We start from the raw sequence: 15437 nt of genomic DNA on the forward strand, positions 1-15437 counted from the left end.
ATTTAAACGTTTCAATGCCCCGACGTTACGAGCGTATGACGAACAGCAAGATCCACTCAAGGCTTCCGGGCTACGGTGGTCGGTGTGCAGGCACTCGAACTCGCCGACTACCGCGCTGCGGTGGCCCGCATCTACCTGACCGCGACCGACCTCGCCGACTTCCGCGCCCAGCGCGACAAGCTCTTCGCGAACCACCCGCAGTCCCCCATCCCCCGCGGCACCGCCTTCGAGGGCATCAACTACTTCCCGCCCACCGACGAGTTCATCGCCGACGTCGACCTCCGCGACGCGCCCGGCGAGATCGAGATCAACACGGACGGTCCCGACGGCGTGGTCCGGTACACCCGCGCCGGCATCCTCGACACCCCGTGGGGCGAGCTGTCGCTGTGGTGGCTGGCCGCGTACGGGGGAGGTCTGTTCCTGCCGGTCCGCGACACGACCTGCGGCCCGGAGTCCTACGGCGGCGGGCGCTACCTGACGGACACCGTCAAGGGCACCCATGGTCGCGGCGTGGAGATGCTGTCACCCACCCGCGTCCGCCTGGACTTCAACTACCTCTACAACCCGAGCTGCGCGTACGACGACCAGTGGCTCTGCCCCCTCGCACCGCCGGAGAACCGCCTGGCCGTCCCCGTGCGCGCCGGTGAGCTCAAGTACCACTGAGCGACGCGTCCGATTCGTTCAAGACGCGGCCGGAGATCGCCCCTAGCCTGATGCCATGACGGATTCCTTCGCCGCCGCCGCGCGGTTCGTGCAGTCCGAGGCGCGCGTGCTGGAGCAGCGCCTCTTCGCCACGCTGTTCCTCGGCGCACCGGCCTCCGGCGTGGTCGCCGCGCTGCGCGGATTCCAGAACGAGGACGGCGGCTTCGGACACGGACTCGAGCCCGACAAGCGGTGCCCGGCGAGCCTCCCGATCGACGTCGAGACGGCCCTGCGCACGTACGCGGCGGCCGGCGCCGACGAGCCTTCTTTGGTACGCCAGGCCTGTGACTTCTTACAGACCGTGACGAACGACGACGGCGCGGTGTCGCTGGCCGCGCCGGTCATCGAGGACTACCCCCGCGCCGAGCACTGGTCCGGCTGGACGTACGTGCCCGGCCCCAACCCGACCGCGGGACTGGCCGGCCTGCTGCACCGCATCGGCTTCGACCACCCGTGGCGTGACGCCGCAACCGCATACTGCTGGCAGATCCTCGAATCCGCCCCGCTGCCCGACGAGATCCACGCGGTCTCGGAAATCCTGGTCTTCCTCGAACACGTCGACGACCGCGAACGCGCCGACAAACACGCCCCCGCAGTCGTCGACCACCTCACCGCCATGGACATGTTCCACCTCGACCCGGCCGCCGAAGGCTACGGTCTGTCACCCCTGATCATCGCCCCGACCGCGGACTCCCGCTGGCGCCCCCTGTTCGACGACGTCATCAACGGCCACCTCGACCACCTCGAACGCTCCCAGGAGCCCGACGGCGGCTGGACGATCACCTGGGACCCGCCCAGCGCCGCCTCCCGCCTCGAATGGCGCGGTCACGTCACGGTCGAGGCGGTGCGCACACTCACCTCGTACGGCCGCCTGGCACCATCACCTGATGCGCGCGGTGATCTACGACCGGTTCGGTGACCTCCCCGAGGTCCGCACAGTCCCCGACCCCGAACCCCCACCCGGCGGCGTGGTCGTAGCCGTCCACGCCACCGGCCTCTGCCGCAGCGACTGGCACGGCTGGCGCGGCCACGACCCGGACATCCAGCTGCCCCACGTGCCGGGCCACGAATTCGCCGGAGTGATCGCCGGGGTCGGCGCAGGCGTCTCGGACTGGCAGGTCGGCGACCGCGTCACCGCGCCGTTCATCCTCGCCTGCGGCACCTGCCCGGCCTGCCAGGCGGGAGACCAGCAGGTCTGCCACCGCCAACTCCAGCCCGGTTTTACGCACTGGGGCTCGTTCGCCGAGTACGTGACGGTCCCTCACGCCATGACCAACCTGGTCCGCGTACCCGACGACCTGGACTTTGCCACTGCGGCCATCCTCGGCTGCCGCTTCGCCACGTCATTCCGCGCAGTGGTGGCCCAAGGCCGCGTCCGCGCGGGCGAGTGGGTCGCCGTGCATGGTTGCGGCGGCGTGGGGCTGTCAGCCGTCATGATCGCCGCCGCAGCCGGCGCCCAGGTGGTGGCGATCGACGTCTCAGATTCCGCACTGGCCCTGGCCGCCCGATCCGGCGCCACGACAACCTTGCTCGCGCCGTCAGTGGCCGCAATCCGCACAGCAACCTCGGGCGGCCCGCACTTGTCGATCGACGCCCTGGGCAGCCAGTCAACACTGACGGCATCGGTGGAAAGCCTCCGCCGTCGGGGGCGGCACGTACAGGTCGGCCTGCTCCCAGCGGTCTCCGGGCGTCCGACTGTGCCGATGGAGCTGGTGGTTGCCCACGAGCTGGAGTTGCTGGGCAGCCACGGGATGCAGGCGCACGCCTACGCCGACCTGCTGCCGCTGATCGCAGCCGGCAAACTCCGCCCCTCGGATCTGATCACGGGCGAGATCACGCTGGAGGATGCACCGGCGGCGATGGCTGCGATGGACGGCCCGGTTCCGCCTGGCGTCACCATCATCAGGCCGCCCACCCCTGGTCGGTAAACGCTGCCGCCACGACGGGCACAGACATTTCGCCTCGTACTTTGGGACGATCTGGCTACGCCCGCACTCTCCTACGATCAGCAGGTGCGCACTTTTCTGCGTTCCGTCTGGCACGAGCCCCCCGCGCCGCATCCCCCCGCCCGCGTTTGGCGGGACTGGGCGCTGGTCGCCGTGCTCGTTCCCCTTGCGGTGCTCGAAGGTGCGGTCCGGCCCGATCTGCCCTGGCGGGTGCTTTCCGTCGTGATCGTCGTGGCCACCGTGCCGACCCTGCTCTGGCGGCGCACCCGTCCACTGCTGATGATCACGCTGGCCTTTGCTGTCACCGGGGTGGCGCCGCTGGTGCTGCACGGTGCGGTGCTCAGGTCGTACACAGTGGCCTTCGTCTTGATCCTGCCCTATGCCCTGATCCGCTGGGGTTCCGGGCGGGCAGCGGTTGTCGGCATGGCCGTCGTGCTGGCGAAGATTCTGCTGAACGCCGCCTTCGGGCAGCTGAGCGCCGGTGACGTGGTGGCCGGTTTTGCGGTGATGTCGTCGGCGGTCGCCCTCGGCGTCGCGCTGCGTTTCCGGGCCGGTGCCCGGCTGCGCGAGCTTCAGCAGGTCAAGCTGCTCGAACGCGAACGCCTGGCCCGCGACCTGCACGACACCGTCGCTCACCACGTCTCCGCGATGGCCATCCGCGCCCAGGCCGGCCTCGCGACCGCACCGTCGAACCCGGAGGCAGCCACCGACGCGCTGCGGGTGATCGAAGCCGAGGCGTCCCGGGCACTCGCCGAGATGCGCGGCATGGTCCGGATCCTGCGCCTGGACGAGCCCGCGGATCTCGCGCCGGGCCCCTCCATCACCGACCTGGAAAGGCTCGCAGGCAAGCCTCGCTCCGGCCCGGCCATCGAGGTCGGAATCGCCGGCGATCTCGGTCACATCGCGCCGTCGATCGACTCCGCGATCTTCCGACTCGCCCAGGAATCGGTCACCAACGCCCGGCGTCACGCCCGCCACGCGACACGCATCGAGGTCCGCGTTTCCGCAGGACCCACCTCGGTACGCCTCCAGGTCAGCGACGACGGCGAACCCCCGCCCGGCAAAACGACCGGCGGCTACGGCCTGATCGGTATGAGTGAACGCGCGGGCCTGCTCGGCGGCACTTTCGACGCCGGTCCCGCACCGGGCCGCGGCTGGACCGTGATCGCCGTCCTCCCCCGCGCCGGAGTCACCCCGTGAGCATCCGCGTGGTCGTCGCCGATGATCAGGAAATCGTCCGGACCGGGCTCACGATGATCCTCAACTCTCAGCCGGACATCCAGGTTGTCGGCGAGGCCGCAAACGGTCACCGAGCCGTCGAACTGGCCCGGCAGCTGCGCCCGGACGTGTGCCTCTTCGACATCAGGATGCCCGGCCTCGACGGCATCGAGGCCACCCGCGCCTTGGCGGGCCCCGAGGTCCCGGATCCTCTCGCGGTGGTCGTCATCACCACCTTCGACCTCGACGAGCACGTGTACGCCGCACTGCGCGCCGGCGCCCGCGGTTTCCTCCTCAAGGACGCCGGCACGGCGATGCTGGCGCAGGCCATGCACGCCGCGGCGAACGGCGACGCGCTGATCGAGCCGAGTGTCACCGCACGGTTGCTGAAGACCTTCGCGGCGAGTGGTCCGGCGGCACCGGCGCAGCCTGTTGATGCCTTGACGCACCGCGAGGAACAGGTCCTGACCGCGGTGGCGAGCGGTCGCACCAACAGCGAGATCGCCGCGGAGCTGTTCATCACGCTCAGCACGGTGAAGACCCACATCACCAGCCTGATGACCAAGATCGGCGCACGGAACCGCGTCGAGATCGCCGTGTGGGCTTACGAGACCTACCGCGTCCGCCGCTGATCCCGCCAAAAGTACGGCTTGCGGGCCCGACCAGGGTACGAGACGACCGCAGCCCAACTTCCGATGAGGCCGGCGGTGGTGGCCGGGACGATCGGGGGCATGACAACAACCTCCGCGCGGAACACCCGGAACGCCCGGCTCGTGGTGGCCGGCCTGCTCCTGCTCACCGCGGTGCCCGTACTGGCCGGCGCTCTCCGCATCGCCACCCTGTCCGGCGCCGGGGAGGTCACGCCGGACAAGTCCTACATGGCCCTGGATCCCGCGCCCGTAGTCGTTCACATCATCGGCGCCACCCTGTTCTGCGTTCTCGGAGCCTTCCAGTTCCACCGCGGCTTCCGGCAGCGGCGCCCAGGCCGGCACCGAATCGCGGGAAGACTCGCCGCCGCCGGTGGTTTCGCCGCGGCACTGTCCGGCATCTGGATGACCCTGTTCTACCCGCTGCCCCACCACGACGGCGCCCGGTTCGGACTACTCGGCACCGAGCGGATCCTCTTCGGCACACTCATGGCAGCGGCGATCGTCATCAGCTTCCTGGCGATCCGCCGACGCAACATCGTCCGGCACCGCGCCTGGATGATGCGCGGCTACGCGATCGCCCAGGGCGCAGGCACCCAGGCAGTGATCATCGCTCCCTGGATCGCAGCCTTCGGCGACACCGACGTCGTCACCCGCGCGGTACTCATGGGCACGGCCTGGACCCTCAACCTCGCCGTAGCCGAATGGATCATCCGCCGCCGGCCGCAACACCGGGTACCGGCCCCGCAGGTCACTACCAACCCAGCGATCAGTGCGGGCCCAGCGATCAGTGCGGGCCCAGCGATCAGTGCGGGCTCGCCAGTCACTGCCGGCCCGGCGGGTCGCCGCGGCGGCATGCGCAAGCCGTGACCGGGTCAGGACAACGGGGTCCAGTCCGGAGCGATGAGCGACCAGACCTCGGTGTCGTAACGAACACCCTTGTGGATGAAGTCGCCCCGCAGCACCCCGTCGACGCTCATCCCCAACCGTCGAGCAACGTTGGAACTCGCCGTGTTGTCAGGCCGGCAATGCCACTGCACGCGATAAATCCCCCGCTGCACAATCGCCCAGTCGATCAGCAACGCCACCGCCTTGGTGATCAGCCCCCGCCCGGTACCGGCCGGCTCGAGCCAGCACCCGACCTCACAGGTGCCGAACCGCGTGTCGAAATCGACAAACATCGTCCCGCCGACCAACGTCCCGTCGAGCCAGATCCCCAAAAGCCGCCCGGTGTCGTGAGCCTGCTTGTCGGCATACCGCTGCAGGGTGGCCGTCGCGGTGGTCAGGTCGGTGCTCACACCCGCCCAAGGAATCCACGGATCAACGGTTTCCCGCGCCCGATCCATATGAGCAAGGAATTCTGTCGCCTGCCACGGCTCGAGCGGCCGCAACTCCGCCCCACCACCAAGATCGATCGCGAACATCCCCGGAGCCTACCGACCCCACCCACCCCAGGCGCTCCCGTCCACCACCGCCCAAGCGACCTGAATCGACCACTTCCTCCCACTGCAGTAAGCACTCACTAACCAGTGCTCAGAGAACCCAGGTGAGTAAGCACTTACCAACCGCGCGGCCGGCCGCCCGTCAAACGCATCGCCAGCGGCACGCGCCGCCCGGTCCTTCGAATGTCGGACACGAGTCCCAGCCCGGGTTAGTAAACATTTACCAACCGCGCAGCCAGCCGCCCATCAAACGCCGCCGCGCCGCCATCGCGCCAACGGCACGCACCCCTCGGTCACTCGAACGTCAGACAGGAGTCCCAGCCCGGGTTAGTAAACACTTACCAACCGCGCAGCCAGCCGCCCATCAAACGCCGCGGCCACGCCATCGCGCCAACGGAACGCATCCCGGTCTCTCGAATCGGACAGGAGTCTCAGCCCGGGTTAGTAAGCACTTACCAACCGGCAGCCGGACGGTCTTGGTAGCGCTTCGCGGCCCGCGATCGTCGCCGAGTGCCTCAAGGTGGCCGCGGGCCAGAGCCAGATCTTCCAAAGCCCAGCCGCTCGAACGCTGGCTGAACCCACGGCGGCGCTGCCGCCGACGTCCCAGCCCGCTCTACCGCCTGGCTCCCAGCCCGCATCCACCGCCTGGCTCCCAGCCCGCTTCCACCGCCTCGGATGACTCCGGGGAAGCCGTGGCTCGAACGTGGTCAACTGGCTTGCAACCGGCGCTCAGCCGATTCACATCAAACGGGCGCATAGTGGGGGGTGCCCCCGTTCGACTCTGGAGGTCTTCATGGGTCTGGTGCTCGCCATTGTGAGCCTGGTGTTGCTGCTGATGCAGGTGCTGTTGATCGCCCGCGCGGTGCTCGACTGGACCGTGGCGCTGGCCGGACCTACCGCTTACGGGTCTGTTCGGTCGCGGCTGCTGGCCGGTGCGCACGCAGTCACGGAGCCGGTGCTGGCGCCGGTTCGCCGGGTGTTGCCGCCGTTGCGGCTGGGTGGCATGGCGATTGATCTGTCGTTCATCGTGGTGTTCCTGGCCATTGTGATCATCCGCTCCCTGATCGGCTGACTCCCGCCGCCGTCGCCACCGTCCACGACGCCGGCTGATACTGCACAACGAACTACGGCCGACCGGATCTCTCCGGTCGGCCGTTTTGCGCGCGAACGCGCCGGTCGAATCTGCCTACGCGGGTTCGGGGACGTTGCCGGGGTCGTCGGGGCCCGGCATGGGTTCGACCGGGGGCGGCGGCAGCGTTTCGGGGGTGTCCGGGGAGAGTTCGCCCGGGTCGTCGGGGATCGGCTCGGTGGGGTCGATCGGCGGGTAGTTGTCCGGGTCAGGACCTGGCTGCACCATGGTTGCCAGTCTGCCCGACGGTTGGACCCAATCGAAGCAGCCCTTCCCGGCGCGGCGGCAGCGCGATCAGGGCGAGCACCACGACCGTGGCGGTCACCACGGCGATCGAGATGCTGGGGAAGACCGTCAGCAGGAACTCCGCGAACTGCGCGTCGGGCCAGGCACCGCCGTTGTAGAGCAACAGCACAGCCGTGGTCGCATATCCGAACGTCACTGCGATGACGACGACTGTGAGCGTCCCGGCCGGCGCACGCACCGAGTCGCCGTGCCGTCGGAAGCGGCGGGCCGCACCGGCGGCGACCAGCCAGCCGAGGGCAGCCCCGATCAGGAAGCCGGCCACAGCCAGGGTGACCGCGAGCGGAGAAACGGCTTTCGAGGCGACGACGGTTGCCTGCACACCGCTCGGTGTGTCGGTGATCTGCAGGCCCAGCACGAGGTTGTCGCGGGTGAGGGTCCCGTCCGATCGGGACTGCCAGCCTGCGTCCTCCAGCCGCACCCGCGCCGCGACCTCGGTTTCGGCCGCCCGCCCCTGCGGCAGCGAGTAGGTCACGGCGACCACGTCCGTACGGTCTGGCGGCGAGTCGTAGGCGACGACGTTGTCGCCGGCGTATTCCGGGCACCAGTAGTCGCAGACCACAACCGGGCCGGGCGTGTCGATCGGCGGGCGGCCCATCGCCGTGGTGGCTGCGGTCACCGCGTCGGATTCGGCCGGCGGCCCGGGAAAACCACTGACGTGTACGGCCGCAGCGGAAAGCAGGCAGCCTGTGATCAGCGCCGCCGCCACGCCTGCGACCCGCACCCAGGTCACCCCAGTTCGCATGTCTCAGGTTCCCATACCAGGATGGTTCTGTGCGGTACGCAGATCTGGAATCCGGGCAGGTCCTCCGCGGTGTCGTGTCGTCAGTGCACAACTTCGGTCTCCTGGTCGATGTCGGTGGCATCACCGGTCTGGTGAACGCCGCCCACCTCACCTGGTCGCACGACATCACCCACCCCGATCAGGTCGCGCGCACCGGGGACGCGCTGACCGTGATGGTCGTGGACGTCGACCTGGACCGTGAACGCGCAACGTTCTCCCTGAAGGCGCTCGAACCGGATCCGCTCGCCGCCTTCGCTCGGACGGCCCTGGGCACCACGATGACCGGCGAGGTGATCCGCGTCGCGCCGTTCGGCGTCTTCGTGCGCGTTGCCGAGGGCATCGCCGGCCTGGTGCGGGACCACCCCGCCGAGACCGGCGACCTGCTCCGGGTCGAAATCACCGCTATCAACCTGGCCCACCGCCGAGTCACCCTGCGCCCCCTGCCCTGAAGCCCTCCACCATCACCGCGGCCTCAGACCCAAGACCCACCACCAATCACGGCGACCGCAGCCGAAAGAGAAGCCGCCACGCCACCGCAGCCCCAGCCGAAACGACACCGCCGAATCACCAAGGCCCCAGGCGAAAAGGAACCGCCCTGCCGTGGAAGAACCGACGCCCGCGGACAGCTCCGCCTCGATCAGATCCGCAGCGTGTGCGGCCCAGCCGAGAAGAAAACTGTGCGCCCGGCCAAAGAGAAAGCGCCGCATCACCCCGCGGAGGACGAACCGATGCTCGCGGGCAGCTCTGCCTCGATCAGATCCGCAGCGTGTGCGGCGCCAGCCTGTGCCCGCAGCTCCGCCCGCAACGAGGCCGACCGGCGCAGCACGGCACCGTCGGCCATGAGCGCGAGCAGCGCAGCCCTCAACTCCGCCGCCGTGCTGGTCGTGGTGTCGACCTTCCGGGCCACGCCCAACTCGACGAGGCGGTCCGCGTTGTCGAACTGGTCCGCCGCCTGGGGTGCGGCCAGCATGGGCGTACCGGTGAAGAGGCCCTCGGAGCTGCCACCCATGCCGGCGTGGGTGAGGAACGCGTCCGCCTGCTCGAGCACCGCCAGCTGCGGGACCCACGGGTGCACCTCGACGCTCGCCGGCACCGCGCCGAGGACCGCGGGGTCGACGTGTTTGCCGATCTGGAGCACGGTGTGCCAGCCGGGCAGGTCGCCGTAGGCCTCGATGCAGCGCCGGTAGAAGTCCGGGTGGTCGGTGAACTCCGAGCCCAGCGAGACGAGGAGCACCTGCGAGGCCCCGGCGGGGCGGGTCCAGGTGCCGCGGTCGCCGAGGATCGGGCCGACGAAGCTGTATACCTTCGGGTCGACACGGTCCGCCTGGGGTTGCATGGCTCTGGGGATCAGCGCCAGGCACCGGGCGGGGCGGCCCATGAACGCGACGCTGTCGGTCGTGGACGAGCCGTTCTCGGTCAGCCAGGCCGTGAAGCGCGCGTAGTAGTCGGCGCCGCGCGGGTCGCTGCGGAGCGCCTCGACCATCGGGGCGGTCTCCTGCTCGTAGCCGTCCCACGCGACGATCGCCGGGGAGAGCTGCACCGCGGGGATGCCCCACTGCTCGCCCAGGAGCCGGGCCGGTGCGCCCGCGATGTCGTACAGGAAGAGGTCCGGCCGGTCGTGCTCGTAGGCGGCCCGGAGCTGCGGCAGCATGGCGATGCCGTCGTCGAGGAAGATCGTGAGTCCGTCGATCGGGTCGTCCGTCCAGGTCACCGACGGGAGGGTGGAGGCATACGGACGGAGCTCCGCACCGGTGTCACGCACGGCGGCGGCGAACGAGGGGTCGTTGGCGTAGGTCACGCGGTGGCCGCGGCGGACCAGCTCGCGGATCACTTCGAGGCTCGGGTTGACATGGCCGTGCTCCGGGATGCTCACCATTGCGACGTGACTCATGAACGAGACGCTACGTCTCGTCTCGTCGTCCGTCAAGACGCGATAGGGTCTGGGGCATGCCAGATCAGGCCCGCCGCAGCGAACGTTCGCGGGTGGCGATCCTCACCGCCGCCCGGGAGTTGCTGGCCGAGGCCGGTTACGCCGAGCTGACGATCGAGGCGATCGCGGCCCGGGCCGGGGTCGGCAAGCAGACGATCTACCGCTGGTGGCGGGGCAAGGGCGCGATCATCCTCGACGCGCTGATGGAGACGGGCGACAACGTCGAGCCGTTGCCGGACAGCGGGGACCTCCGGGCCGATCTGGTCGCCGTCGTCCGGGCCACGGTCGCGGAGCTGGCCGATCCCCGTCTCTCCGCGACGACCCGGGCGCTGACCATCGAGACCCTCAGCAACGACGAGCTCGCCGAACAGGTCCGCGACCGGGTGCTGCGCCCCCAGATGGAGGCGATCAAGGACCGGCTGCGCACCGGGCCCCTACGACCCGAGATCAACCTGGATCAGGCGGTGGAGCTGCTGATCGGCCCGCCCTACCACCGCTGGATGCTCCGCACCGGACCTCTCACCGACGAATACGCGGACGGCGTCGTCGATCTGGCCCTGGCCGCCTTCCAGAAGTAGTCAGGCTCCGACCGTCCCGTCGACACCCTCGCGGAGGAAGTCGGCGTGACCGTTGTGCCGGGCGTACTCGTGGATCATGTGGAGCATCACCAGGCGCAGTGAGACCTTCTCCTCCCACCGCGCCTGGTATCCCGTCACGTCGAGCGACTCGGCCTCCCGCTCGATGCGGCGCGAGTGCTCGACCTCCTCGCGCCAGACCGTGAACGCCTCCGCACCCGTGGAGCCCGCCGGGTCGTACGCGGCCTGGAAGTCACCGGAGTCCGACCAGATCAGCGGGATGTCCTCGGCGTTGATGACCCGGCGGAACCAGGTGCGTTCCACCTCCGCCAGGTGCCGCAGGAGACCCATCAGCGTCAGGGTCGACGGCGGCATCGACCGCTGCCGCAGCTCGTCGTCGGACAGTCCCGCGCACTTCATCTCCAGCGTCGCCCGGTGGTAGTCAAGGAACGCGCGGACGGTCTCGCGCTCCCCGCCGAGCAGGGGTGGTCCGATCCGGTCGTCGGTCACGGCATCCTCATTCGTTGCGGGCCGCCTCCGGCCCGGTGATGCGCCGCAGCAGCGGCATGGTGGAGGCGATCACGGCGAGCGACGTCGCGAGCCCGGCGACCACGATGACATAGAACGAGACCGAGGGCGGGGACAGCGTCGAATCCATCTGAGCGGTCAGGAAGAGCTGCGCGGCGAGCAGACCGGATCCCAGCGCCACCACGGCTGCGACCAGCAACGGAGTGACGCTCTCCAGCGCGACGACGCGGCGCAACGTGCCGAGGGACACACCCGTGAGCCGCAGCAGGCTGAACGGCCGGCGCCGGTCGCTGAGCCCACCGGCGATGCTCACCGCCAGGCTGCAGCCTGCGATGGCCAGGCTGGTCAGGATGACCACGTTGGCCAGTTGCTTCCAGCCGTTGAAGACCCGCGCCGAGTCCGCCTGGAACTCGACCCCGGAGTAGGGCGAGTAGAGCATCGGGTGGGCGTTCTGGAGGACGGTCCGGGCTTCTTCGAGCGCGGGTGTCGAGCCGTCGGTGACCGTGAGGATGGCCATCACCTTGAAGCCGGTCAGCGCCGCGGCATCCACGTCCGCGCGGGGCCAGGTCCCCTGCCAGCCGGGCGGGCCGTCCAGCCCGGGCCAGGTCCAGGCGACCTCGGCGCCGGGTGCGCATTGCCTCGCGTCGGGGATCCGGGCGACGTCGGCGCAGGACACCAGCGCGTAGGGCCAGCCCAGCTCACCGATCTCGACGTGCGGCACCGGCACACTCTCCGGCGGGACTCTGGTCACCGCCACTCCCCGTACGCCCGGAAGCGAGGTCAGCGCGGCCGGGACCGGATCTCCGGTCGGTGCGCGGTCCTCGTCCCGGAAGAGGGTGAAGAGACCGGCGGCGCTGGGGTCCTCCCGGGAGACGTTCTGCTCGGCGGCGATGCTGCCCATCACGCCGACCGCCACGGTGGTGACGAAGAGGGCGAGCACCAGCCCGCTGACCGTCCGGAAACCGGCCCGCGGGTTGTCGGCGAGCCGCCGCGCGGCGATGAGCGAGGCGGGCCGGCTCGCGCGGCGGGCGACCAGCCGGGCACCGGCCATCGTCAGCCACGGCCCGGCGATGATCAGGCCGAGCATGATGACCAGGATCCCCGGCAGGAACGCGAGCAGCTGCCCGCTGGTGGTGTCCGGCCTGCGCCCGATGAAGTACGCGAGCTCGCCGAGCCCGAGCAGGAGCGGGATCACCCGCCAGACGCGCGGCGGTTTCGGCGTGACCCGCCGGGTGACGCCGAGCGGTGAGATCTGCACCTGGCGCAGCGCGAACCGGGCGACCAGTGCCGCCGCGACCGGCACCCCGAGCGCCACGCCGATCACCGTGACCGGTCCGAGCGCCAGATCGGACGGGAACATCGGCGACCCGGTGAACGGGATCGCCGCCAGCGTGTCCCTGAACAGGAAGAACAGGGCAAACCCCAGGGCCGTACCCGCGAACGCCGACACGGTCGACTCGACGGCGGACACCACGGACACCTGCCGGGGTGTGGCACCGACCAGGCGCATCGCCGCGAAGCGCTGTTCACGCCGGGTGGCGGCCAGCCGGGTGGCCGAGCCGATGAGGATCAGCAGCGGGAAGATCAGCGCCGCGGCCACCACGGCCAGGATCAGCTGCAGCCCGGCCGCCGGGATGCCGCTCCAGCAGCCCTGAGGGCAGGACGTCGGTGCGACTGTCTGGATCTTGCCGACGCGCGAGACGCCGGGGCGTTGGGACAGCACCTCCGGGGCGTACCCGACGACGGCGACCAGGGAGTCGGGCGCGGGCAGGGCTTCCGGGCCGATCGTGCCGGCGAGGCGGCCCGGGAACCGGTCCCCGAGCTGCGCGGCCGGTGTGGTGGCGAGCAGCTGCGCCAGCTCCGGTGAGGCGAAGTATTCGCCTGCGGCGGGCAGCCGGGGCAGGCCGGGCGGCACCGGCGAGGCCGCACCGGTCGCGGCAAGATCAACCCGTCCGACGGTACGGCGGTCGAAGCCGTCGATGCGGGTCTGCCACCACAGTGGATCCGGTCCGTCCTCCGCTCCGGGCGCAAAAGCCGAGTTCGCCCATCCGTACCGGTCGTTCTGTGTGGTGACTCCCCCGGCACCGGCCAGCGCGGTCAGCAGCATGCCGACGCCCAGCGCCACCGCTACGGCGATGACCACCAGGCGTACGAGTGCTTCGCGACCGCCGGCGAGCGTGAGCCTCAGCCCGAAGCGGATCATGCGACGGCCTCGGCGGTCAGCGCATGCACCCGGCCGTCACGGACGATCACTTCCCGATCCGCGTACGCGGCCACCCGCGGCTCGTGGGTGACCAGGACGACGGTCGTGCCCTGCTCCCGGGCCGACGACACCATCAGGTCCATGACCTGCTCGCCGGTGAGGGTGTCGAGCGCGCCGGTCGGCTCGTCGGCGAACAGCACCCGCGGCCGGGCGACGAGCCCGCGTGCCAGGGCGACCCGCTGCGCCTGGCCGCCGGAGAGTTCACCCGAGCGGCGTTCCTCGAGGCCGTCCAGTCCGAGCCGGTCGAACCAGGGCCGGGCCTCGGCGAGCGCCTTGGTGCGGCGTACGCCGTTGAGCAGCAACGGCAACGCCACGTTCTCCTCCGCACTGAGCTCCGGCACCAGCTGTCCGAACTGGAACACGAACCCGAACCTGTCGCGGCGCAGCGCACTGCGCCCGGTCTCACCGAGGTTGTCGATCCGCCGGCCGTCGAAGTGGATCTCGCCGCTCTCCGGCACCAGGATCCCGGCCAGGCAGTGCAGCAGCGTCGACTTCCCGGACCCGCTCGGTCCCATGATCGCGAGGATCTCACCGGCGGCGACCCTCAGCTCGGCCCCACGCAACGCCTGCGTACGCCCGAACGACAGCACCACGTCCCGCGCCTCGAGCAGCATCTCCGTCATCCCCGCACCGCCTTCGCCAGCGACTCCAGCCGCACCGAGGTGAGCTCGATCCACCGCAGATCCGCCTCGAGGTGGAACAGCCCGTGGTCGGCCAGCAACGCGTCGACCAGGCTTCCGTTCCGCTTGATCTCGGTCAGCTCCCGCATCCGCTGCAGGTGCGCGGCACGCTGCGTGTCGAGATAGGCCTCGGCGTTACGCCCCAGCATCAGCGCGAGGGTGACCTTGGCGAAGAGCACGGTCTGCAGGTGCGGCTCGGCGGCGACGGGCTCCTTGAGCCAGGTGTCGACTTCGGTGGCGCCGACATCGGTGATGATGTAGCGCTTCCGGTCCGGCCCCTCACCGGGCTCGACGTCGCTGATGACCACCTTGCCGTCCCGCGCGAGCCGGCTGAGCGTCGCGTAGACCTGCCCGAACGACAGCGGCTTGCCCCGCCCGAAAAACGCGTCGTAATCCCGCTTGAGGTCGTAACCATGGCTGGGCTCCCGCTCGAGCAGCCCCAGAAGTGTCAACGGCACCGTCATGCGGCCGACTATACGCTCGGGGTATACGCCAAGGGAATACCGACCTTTGACAACTCATAGGTTGTGCAACCTCAGGGTTGTGGGTAGGTTTCCGGCATGGACGAGTTGAGCCTGGTCTTCGGCGCGCTGGCCGATCCCACGCGGCGGACGATCGTCGAGCGGCTGGCCCGGGGCAATGCCACCGTCACCGAGCTCGCCGAGCTGTTCGCCATCAGCCAGCAGGCGGTTTCCAAGCACCTCAAGGTGCTGGAGCACGCGCAGCTCATCTCGCGCACCCGGTCCGCGCAGTCGCGGCCCTGCGTGCTGGAGGCCGAGCGGCTCGATGCCGCGGTCGGCTGGGTCGCCGAGAACAAGCAGGTCTGGGCCGACCGCCACGACCGTCTCGAGCAGCATCTGGCCCGGCTGCGAGGCGAGCGGTGAGCGGCGAGTTGCTCCTCCGGCGAGTGCATCACGGGTCACCCGAATTGCTGTTCGACTGCATGACGCAGCCGGAGCACCTGACACATTTCTGGGGTCCCGACGGCACGACCACACCCCTCGAGAACATCGTGGTCGACCTGCGGCCCGGGGGTGTTTTCGAGACCACGATGGTGAACGACGCGGACGGCAGCGCGTACACGATGCGGGCTGTTTATGAAGTGGTGCACCGGCCGGAACGGCTGGTGTGGCTGGACCGCGGCATCAGGACCACGGTGACCTTCGTCGATCTGCGCGACGGGCGCACCGAGGTTGTCACGCACCAGACCGAGGCGCCGCAGGCGTCGGCCGGTTTCCTCAGCAGTCTCGACCGCTACGCCGGATACGTCGCCGGTCTCACCTAGGGAGC

At 69.9% G+C, this 15437-nt stretch carries 19 protein-coding genes; 11 read left to right on the forward strand and 8 right to left on the reverse strand.

What is annotated here, in order from left to right; all coding sequences use genetic code 11:
- Positions 1-84: 84 nt before the first annotated feature.
- The 6 genes from AFR_RS33465 to AFR_RS33490 all read left to right on the forward strand — a co-directional run bounded on the left by AFR_RS33465 (position 85) and on the right by AFR_RS33490 (position 5383).
- On the forward strand, positions 85-663 hold the full coding sequence (locus AFR_RS33465; protein ID WP_041843069.1) for a DUF1684 domain-containing protein: 579 nt from the start codon (positions 85-87) through the stop codon (positions 661-663).
- A gap of 55 nt (positions 664-718) precedes the next feature.
- Positions 719-1621 (forward strand): hypothetical protein, encoded by a 903-nt coding sequence (locus tag AFR_RS33470; RefSeq protein WP_023561259.1) that lies wholly within the window; start codon positions 719-721, stop codon positions 1619-1621.
- Positions 1590-2630 carry a zinc-dependent alcohol dehydrogenase family protein gene (locus tag AFR_RS33475; RefSeq protein WP_023561260.1) on the forward strand — a complete coding sequence of 347 codons (1041 nt, stop codon included), beginning with the start codon at positions 1590-1592 and terminating at the stop codon, positions 2628-2630. Before AFR_RS33470 ends, AFR_RS33475 begins: the two co-directional genes overlap by 32 nt.
- Before the next feature lie 84 nt (positions 2631-2714).
- Entirely contained in the window at positions 2715-3848 is a 1134-nt protein-coding gene (locus tag AFR_RS33480) for a sensor histidine kinase (RefSeq protein ID WP_023561261.1), read from the forward strand.
- A complete protein-coding gene (locus AFR_RS33485; protein ID WP_023561262.1) occupies positions 3845-4498 on the forward strand; it encodes a response regulator in 654 nt (217 codons plus the stop codon). The genes AFR_RS33480 and AFR_RS33485 overlap by 4 nt, the downstream gene beginning before the upstream one ends.
- A gap of 99 nt (positions 4499-4597) precedes the next feature.
- A complete protein-coding gene (locus tag AFR_RS33490; RefSeq protein ID WP_084298483.1) occupies positions 4598-5383 on the forward strand; it encodes a DUF2306 domain-containing protein in 786 nt (261 codons plus the stop codon).
- 5 nt (positions 5384-5388) lie between these two features.
- Here the strand turns inward: AFR_RS33490 and AFR_RS33495 are convergent, their stop codons facing one another.
- Positions 5389-5937, reverse strand: coding sequence for a GNAT family N-acetyltransferase (locus AFR_RS33495; protein ID WP_023561264.1), 549 nt, complete (start codon positions 5935-5937; stop codon positions 5389-5391).
- 811 nt (positions 5938-6748) lie between these two features.
- Here AFR_RS33495 and AFR_RS33500 point away from each other — a divergent pair.
- Positions 6749-7027, forward strand: coding sequence for a YggT family protein (locus AFR_RS33500; RefSeq protein WP_023561265.1), 279 nt, complete (start codon positions 6749-6751; stop codon positions 7025-7027).
- Between the two features lie 114 nt (positions 7028-7141).
- Here AFR_RS33500 and AFR_RS47185 read toward each other — a convergent pair whose 3' ends face one another.
- Together AFR_RS47185 and AFR_RS33505 are read right to left on the reverse strand one after the other, a co-directional pair.
- The gene (locus tag AFR_RS47185) at positions 7142-7312 is read right to left on the reverse strand and encodes a hypothetical protein (protein WP_023561266.1); all 171 of its coding nucleotides are present in this window, start codon (positions 7310-7312) and stop codon (positions 7142-7144) included.
- Positions 7293-8132, reverse strand: a complete 840-nt coding sequence (locus AFR_RS33505; protein ID WP_148308140.1) for a hypothetical protein — start codon at positions 8130-8132, stop codon at positions 7293-7295. The genes AFR_RS47185 and AFR_RS33505 overlap by 20 nt, the downstream gene beginning before the upstream one ends.
- A 29-nt stretch (positions 8133-8161) precedes the next feature.
- Here AFR_RS33505 and AFR_RS33510 point away from each other — a divergent pair, with 29 nt between their 5' ends.
- Positions 8162-8620, forward strand: coding sequence for a S1 RNA-binding domain-containing protein (locus AFR_RS33510; RefSeq protein ID WP_023561268.1), 459 nt, complete (start codon positions 8162-8164; stop codon positions 8618-8620).
- A gap of 257 nt (positions 8621-8877) precedes the next feature.
- On the opposite strand, the gene AFR_RS33515 is transcribed toward AFR_RS33510, so the two are convergent.
- Positions 8878-10062 carry a macrolide family glycosyltransferase gene (locus AFR_RS33515; RefSeq protein WP_041841340.1) on the reverse strand — a complete coding sequence of 395 codons (1185 nt, stop codon included), beginning with the start codon at positions 10060-10062 and terminating at the stop codon, positions 8878-8880.
- 56 nt (positions 10063-10118) lie between these two features.
- On the opposite strand from AFR_RS33515, the gene AFR_RS33520 reads away from it, so the two are divergent.
- Positions 10119-10679 carry a TetR/AcrR family transcriptional regulator gene (locus tag AFR_RS33520; RefSeq protein ID WP_041841341.1) on the forward strand — a complete coding sequence of 187 codons (561 nt, stop codon included), beginning with the start codon at positions 10119-10121 and terminating at the stop codon, positions 10677-10679.
- On the opposite strand, the gene AFR_RS33525 is transcribed toward AFR_RS33520, so the two are convergent.
- From AFR_RS33525 to AFR_RS33540, 4 genes are read right to left on the reverse strand one after another with little or no spacing between them, the layout of a single operon-like run.
- Positions 10680-11186 (reverse strand): DinB family protein, encoded by a 507-nt coding sequence (locus AFR_RS33525; protein WP_023561271.1) that lies wholly within the window; start codon positions 11184-11186, stop codon positions 10680-10682.
- Positions 11187-11193: 7 nt separating this feature from the next.
- A complete protein-coding gene (locus AFR_RS33530; protein WP_023561272.1) occupies positions 11194-13407 on the reverse strand; it encodes an FtsX-like permease family protein in 2214 nt (737 codons plus the stop codon).
- Complete coding sequence (locus AFR_RS33535; protein WP_023561273.1) at positions 13404-14090, reverse strand: ABC transporter ATP-binding protein; 687 nt, start codon at positions 14088-14090, stop codon at positions 13404-13406. Before AFR_RS33535 ends, AFR_RS33530 begins: the two co-directional genes overlap by 4 nt.
- Entirely contained in the window at positions 14087-14611 is a 525-nt protein-coding gene (locus tag AFR_RS33540; protein WP_023561274.1) for a PadR family transcriptional regulator, read from the reverse strand. Before AFR_RS33540 ends, AFR_RS33535 begins: the two co-directional genes overlap by 4 nt.
- A gap of 96 nt (positions 14612-14707) precedes the next feature.
- On the opposite strand from AFR_RS33540, the gene AFR_RS33545 reads away from it, so the two are divergent.
- Complete coding sequence (locus AFR_RS33545; protein ID WP_023561275.1) at positions 14708-15031, forward strand: ArsR/SmtB family transcription factor; 324 nt, start codon at positions 14708-14710, stop codon at positions 15029-15031.
- Between the two features lie 59 nt (positions 15032-15090).
- Positions 15091-15432, forward strand: a complete 342-nt coding sequence (locus tag AFR_RS33550; RefSeq protein WP_148308141.1) for an SRPBCC domain-containing protein — start codon at positions 15091-15093, stop codon at positions 15430-15432.
- The last annotated feature ends 5 nt before the right edge of the window (positions 15433-15437 follow it).

It is taken from the genome of Amorphoplanes friuliensis DSM 7358, from assembly GCF_000494755.1.
Classification (GTDB): Bacteria; Actinomycetota; Actinomycetes; order Mycobacteriales; family Micromonosporaceae; genus Actinoplanes; species Actinoplanes friuliensis.

Coding starts and splice junctions, on each gene's coding strand:
- AFR_RS33475 (WP_023561260.1), top strand. CDS start 1,590: ATGCGCGCGGTGATCTACGACCGGTTCGGTGACCTCCCCGAGGTCCGC.
- AFR_RS33520 (WP_041841341.1), top strand. CDS start 10,119: ATGCCAGATCAGGCCCGCCGCAGCGAACGTTCGCGGGTGGCGATCCTC.
- AFR_RS47185 (WP_023561266.1), bottom strand. CDS start 7,312: ATGGTGCAGCCAGGTCCTGACCCGGACAACTACCCGCCGATCGACCCC.
- AFR_RS33515 (WP_041841340.1), bottom strand. CDS start 10,062: ATGAGTCACGTCGCAATGGTGAGCATCCCGGAGCACGGCCATGTCAAC.
- AFR_RS33505 (WP_148308140.1), bottom strand. CDS start 8,132: ATGCGAACTGGGGTGACCTGGGTGCGGGTCGCAGGCGTGGCGGCGGCG.
- AFR_RS33490 (WP_084298483.1), top strand. CDS start 4,598: ATGACAACAACCTCCGCGCGGAACACCCGGAACGCCCGGCTCGTGGTG.
- AFR_RS33540 (WP_023561274.1), bottom strand. CDS start 14,611: ATGACGGTGCCGTTGACACTTCTGGGGCTGCTCGAGCGGGAGCCCAGC.
- AFR_RS33535 (WP_023561273.1), bottom strand. CDS start 14,090: ATGACGGAGATGCTGCTCGAGGCGCGGGACGTGGTGCTGTCGTTCGGG.
- AFR_RS33550 (WP_148308141.1), top strand. CDS start 15,091: ATGACGCAGCCGGAGCACCTGACACATTTCTGGGGTCCCGACGGCACG.
- AFR_RS33470 (WP_023561259.1), top strand. CDS start 719: ATGACGGATTCCTTCGCCGCCGCCGCGCGGTTCGTGCAGTCCGAGGCG.
- AFR_RS33545 (WP_023561275.1), top strand. CDS start 14,708: ATGGACGAGTTGAGCCTGGTCTTCGGCGCGCTGGCCGATCCCACGCGG.
- AFR_RS33530 (WP_023561272.1), bottom strand. CDS start 13,407: ATGATCCGCTTCGGGCTGAGGCTCACGCTCGCCGGCGGTCGCGAAGCA.
- AFR_RS33495 (WP_023561264.1), bottom strand. CDS start 5,937: ATGTTCGCGATCGATCTTGGTGGTGGGGCGGAGTTGCGGCCGCTCGAG.
- AFR_RS33500 (WP_023561265.1), top strand. CDS start 6,749: ATGGGTCTGGTGCTCGCCATTGTGAGCCTGGTGTTGCTGCTGATGCAG.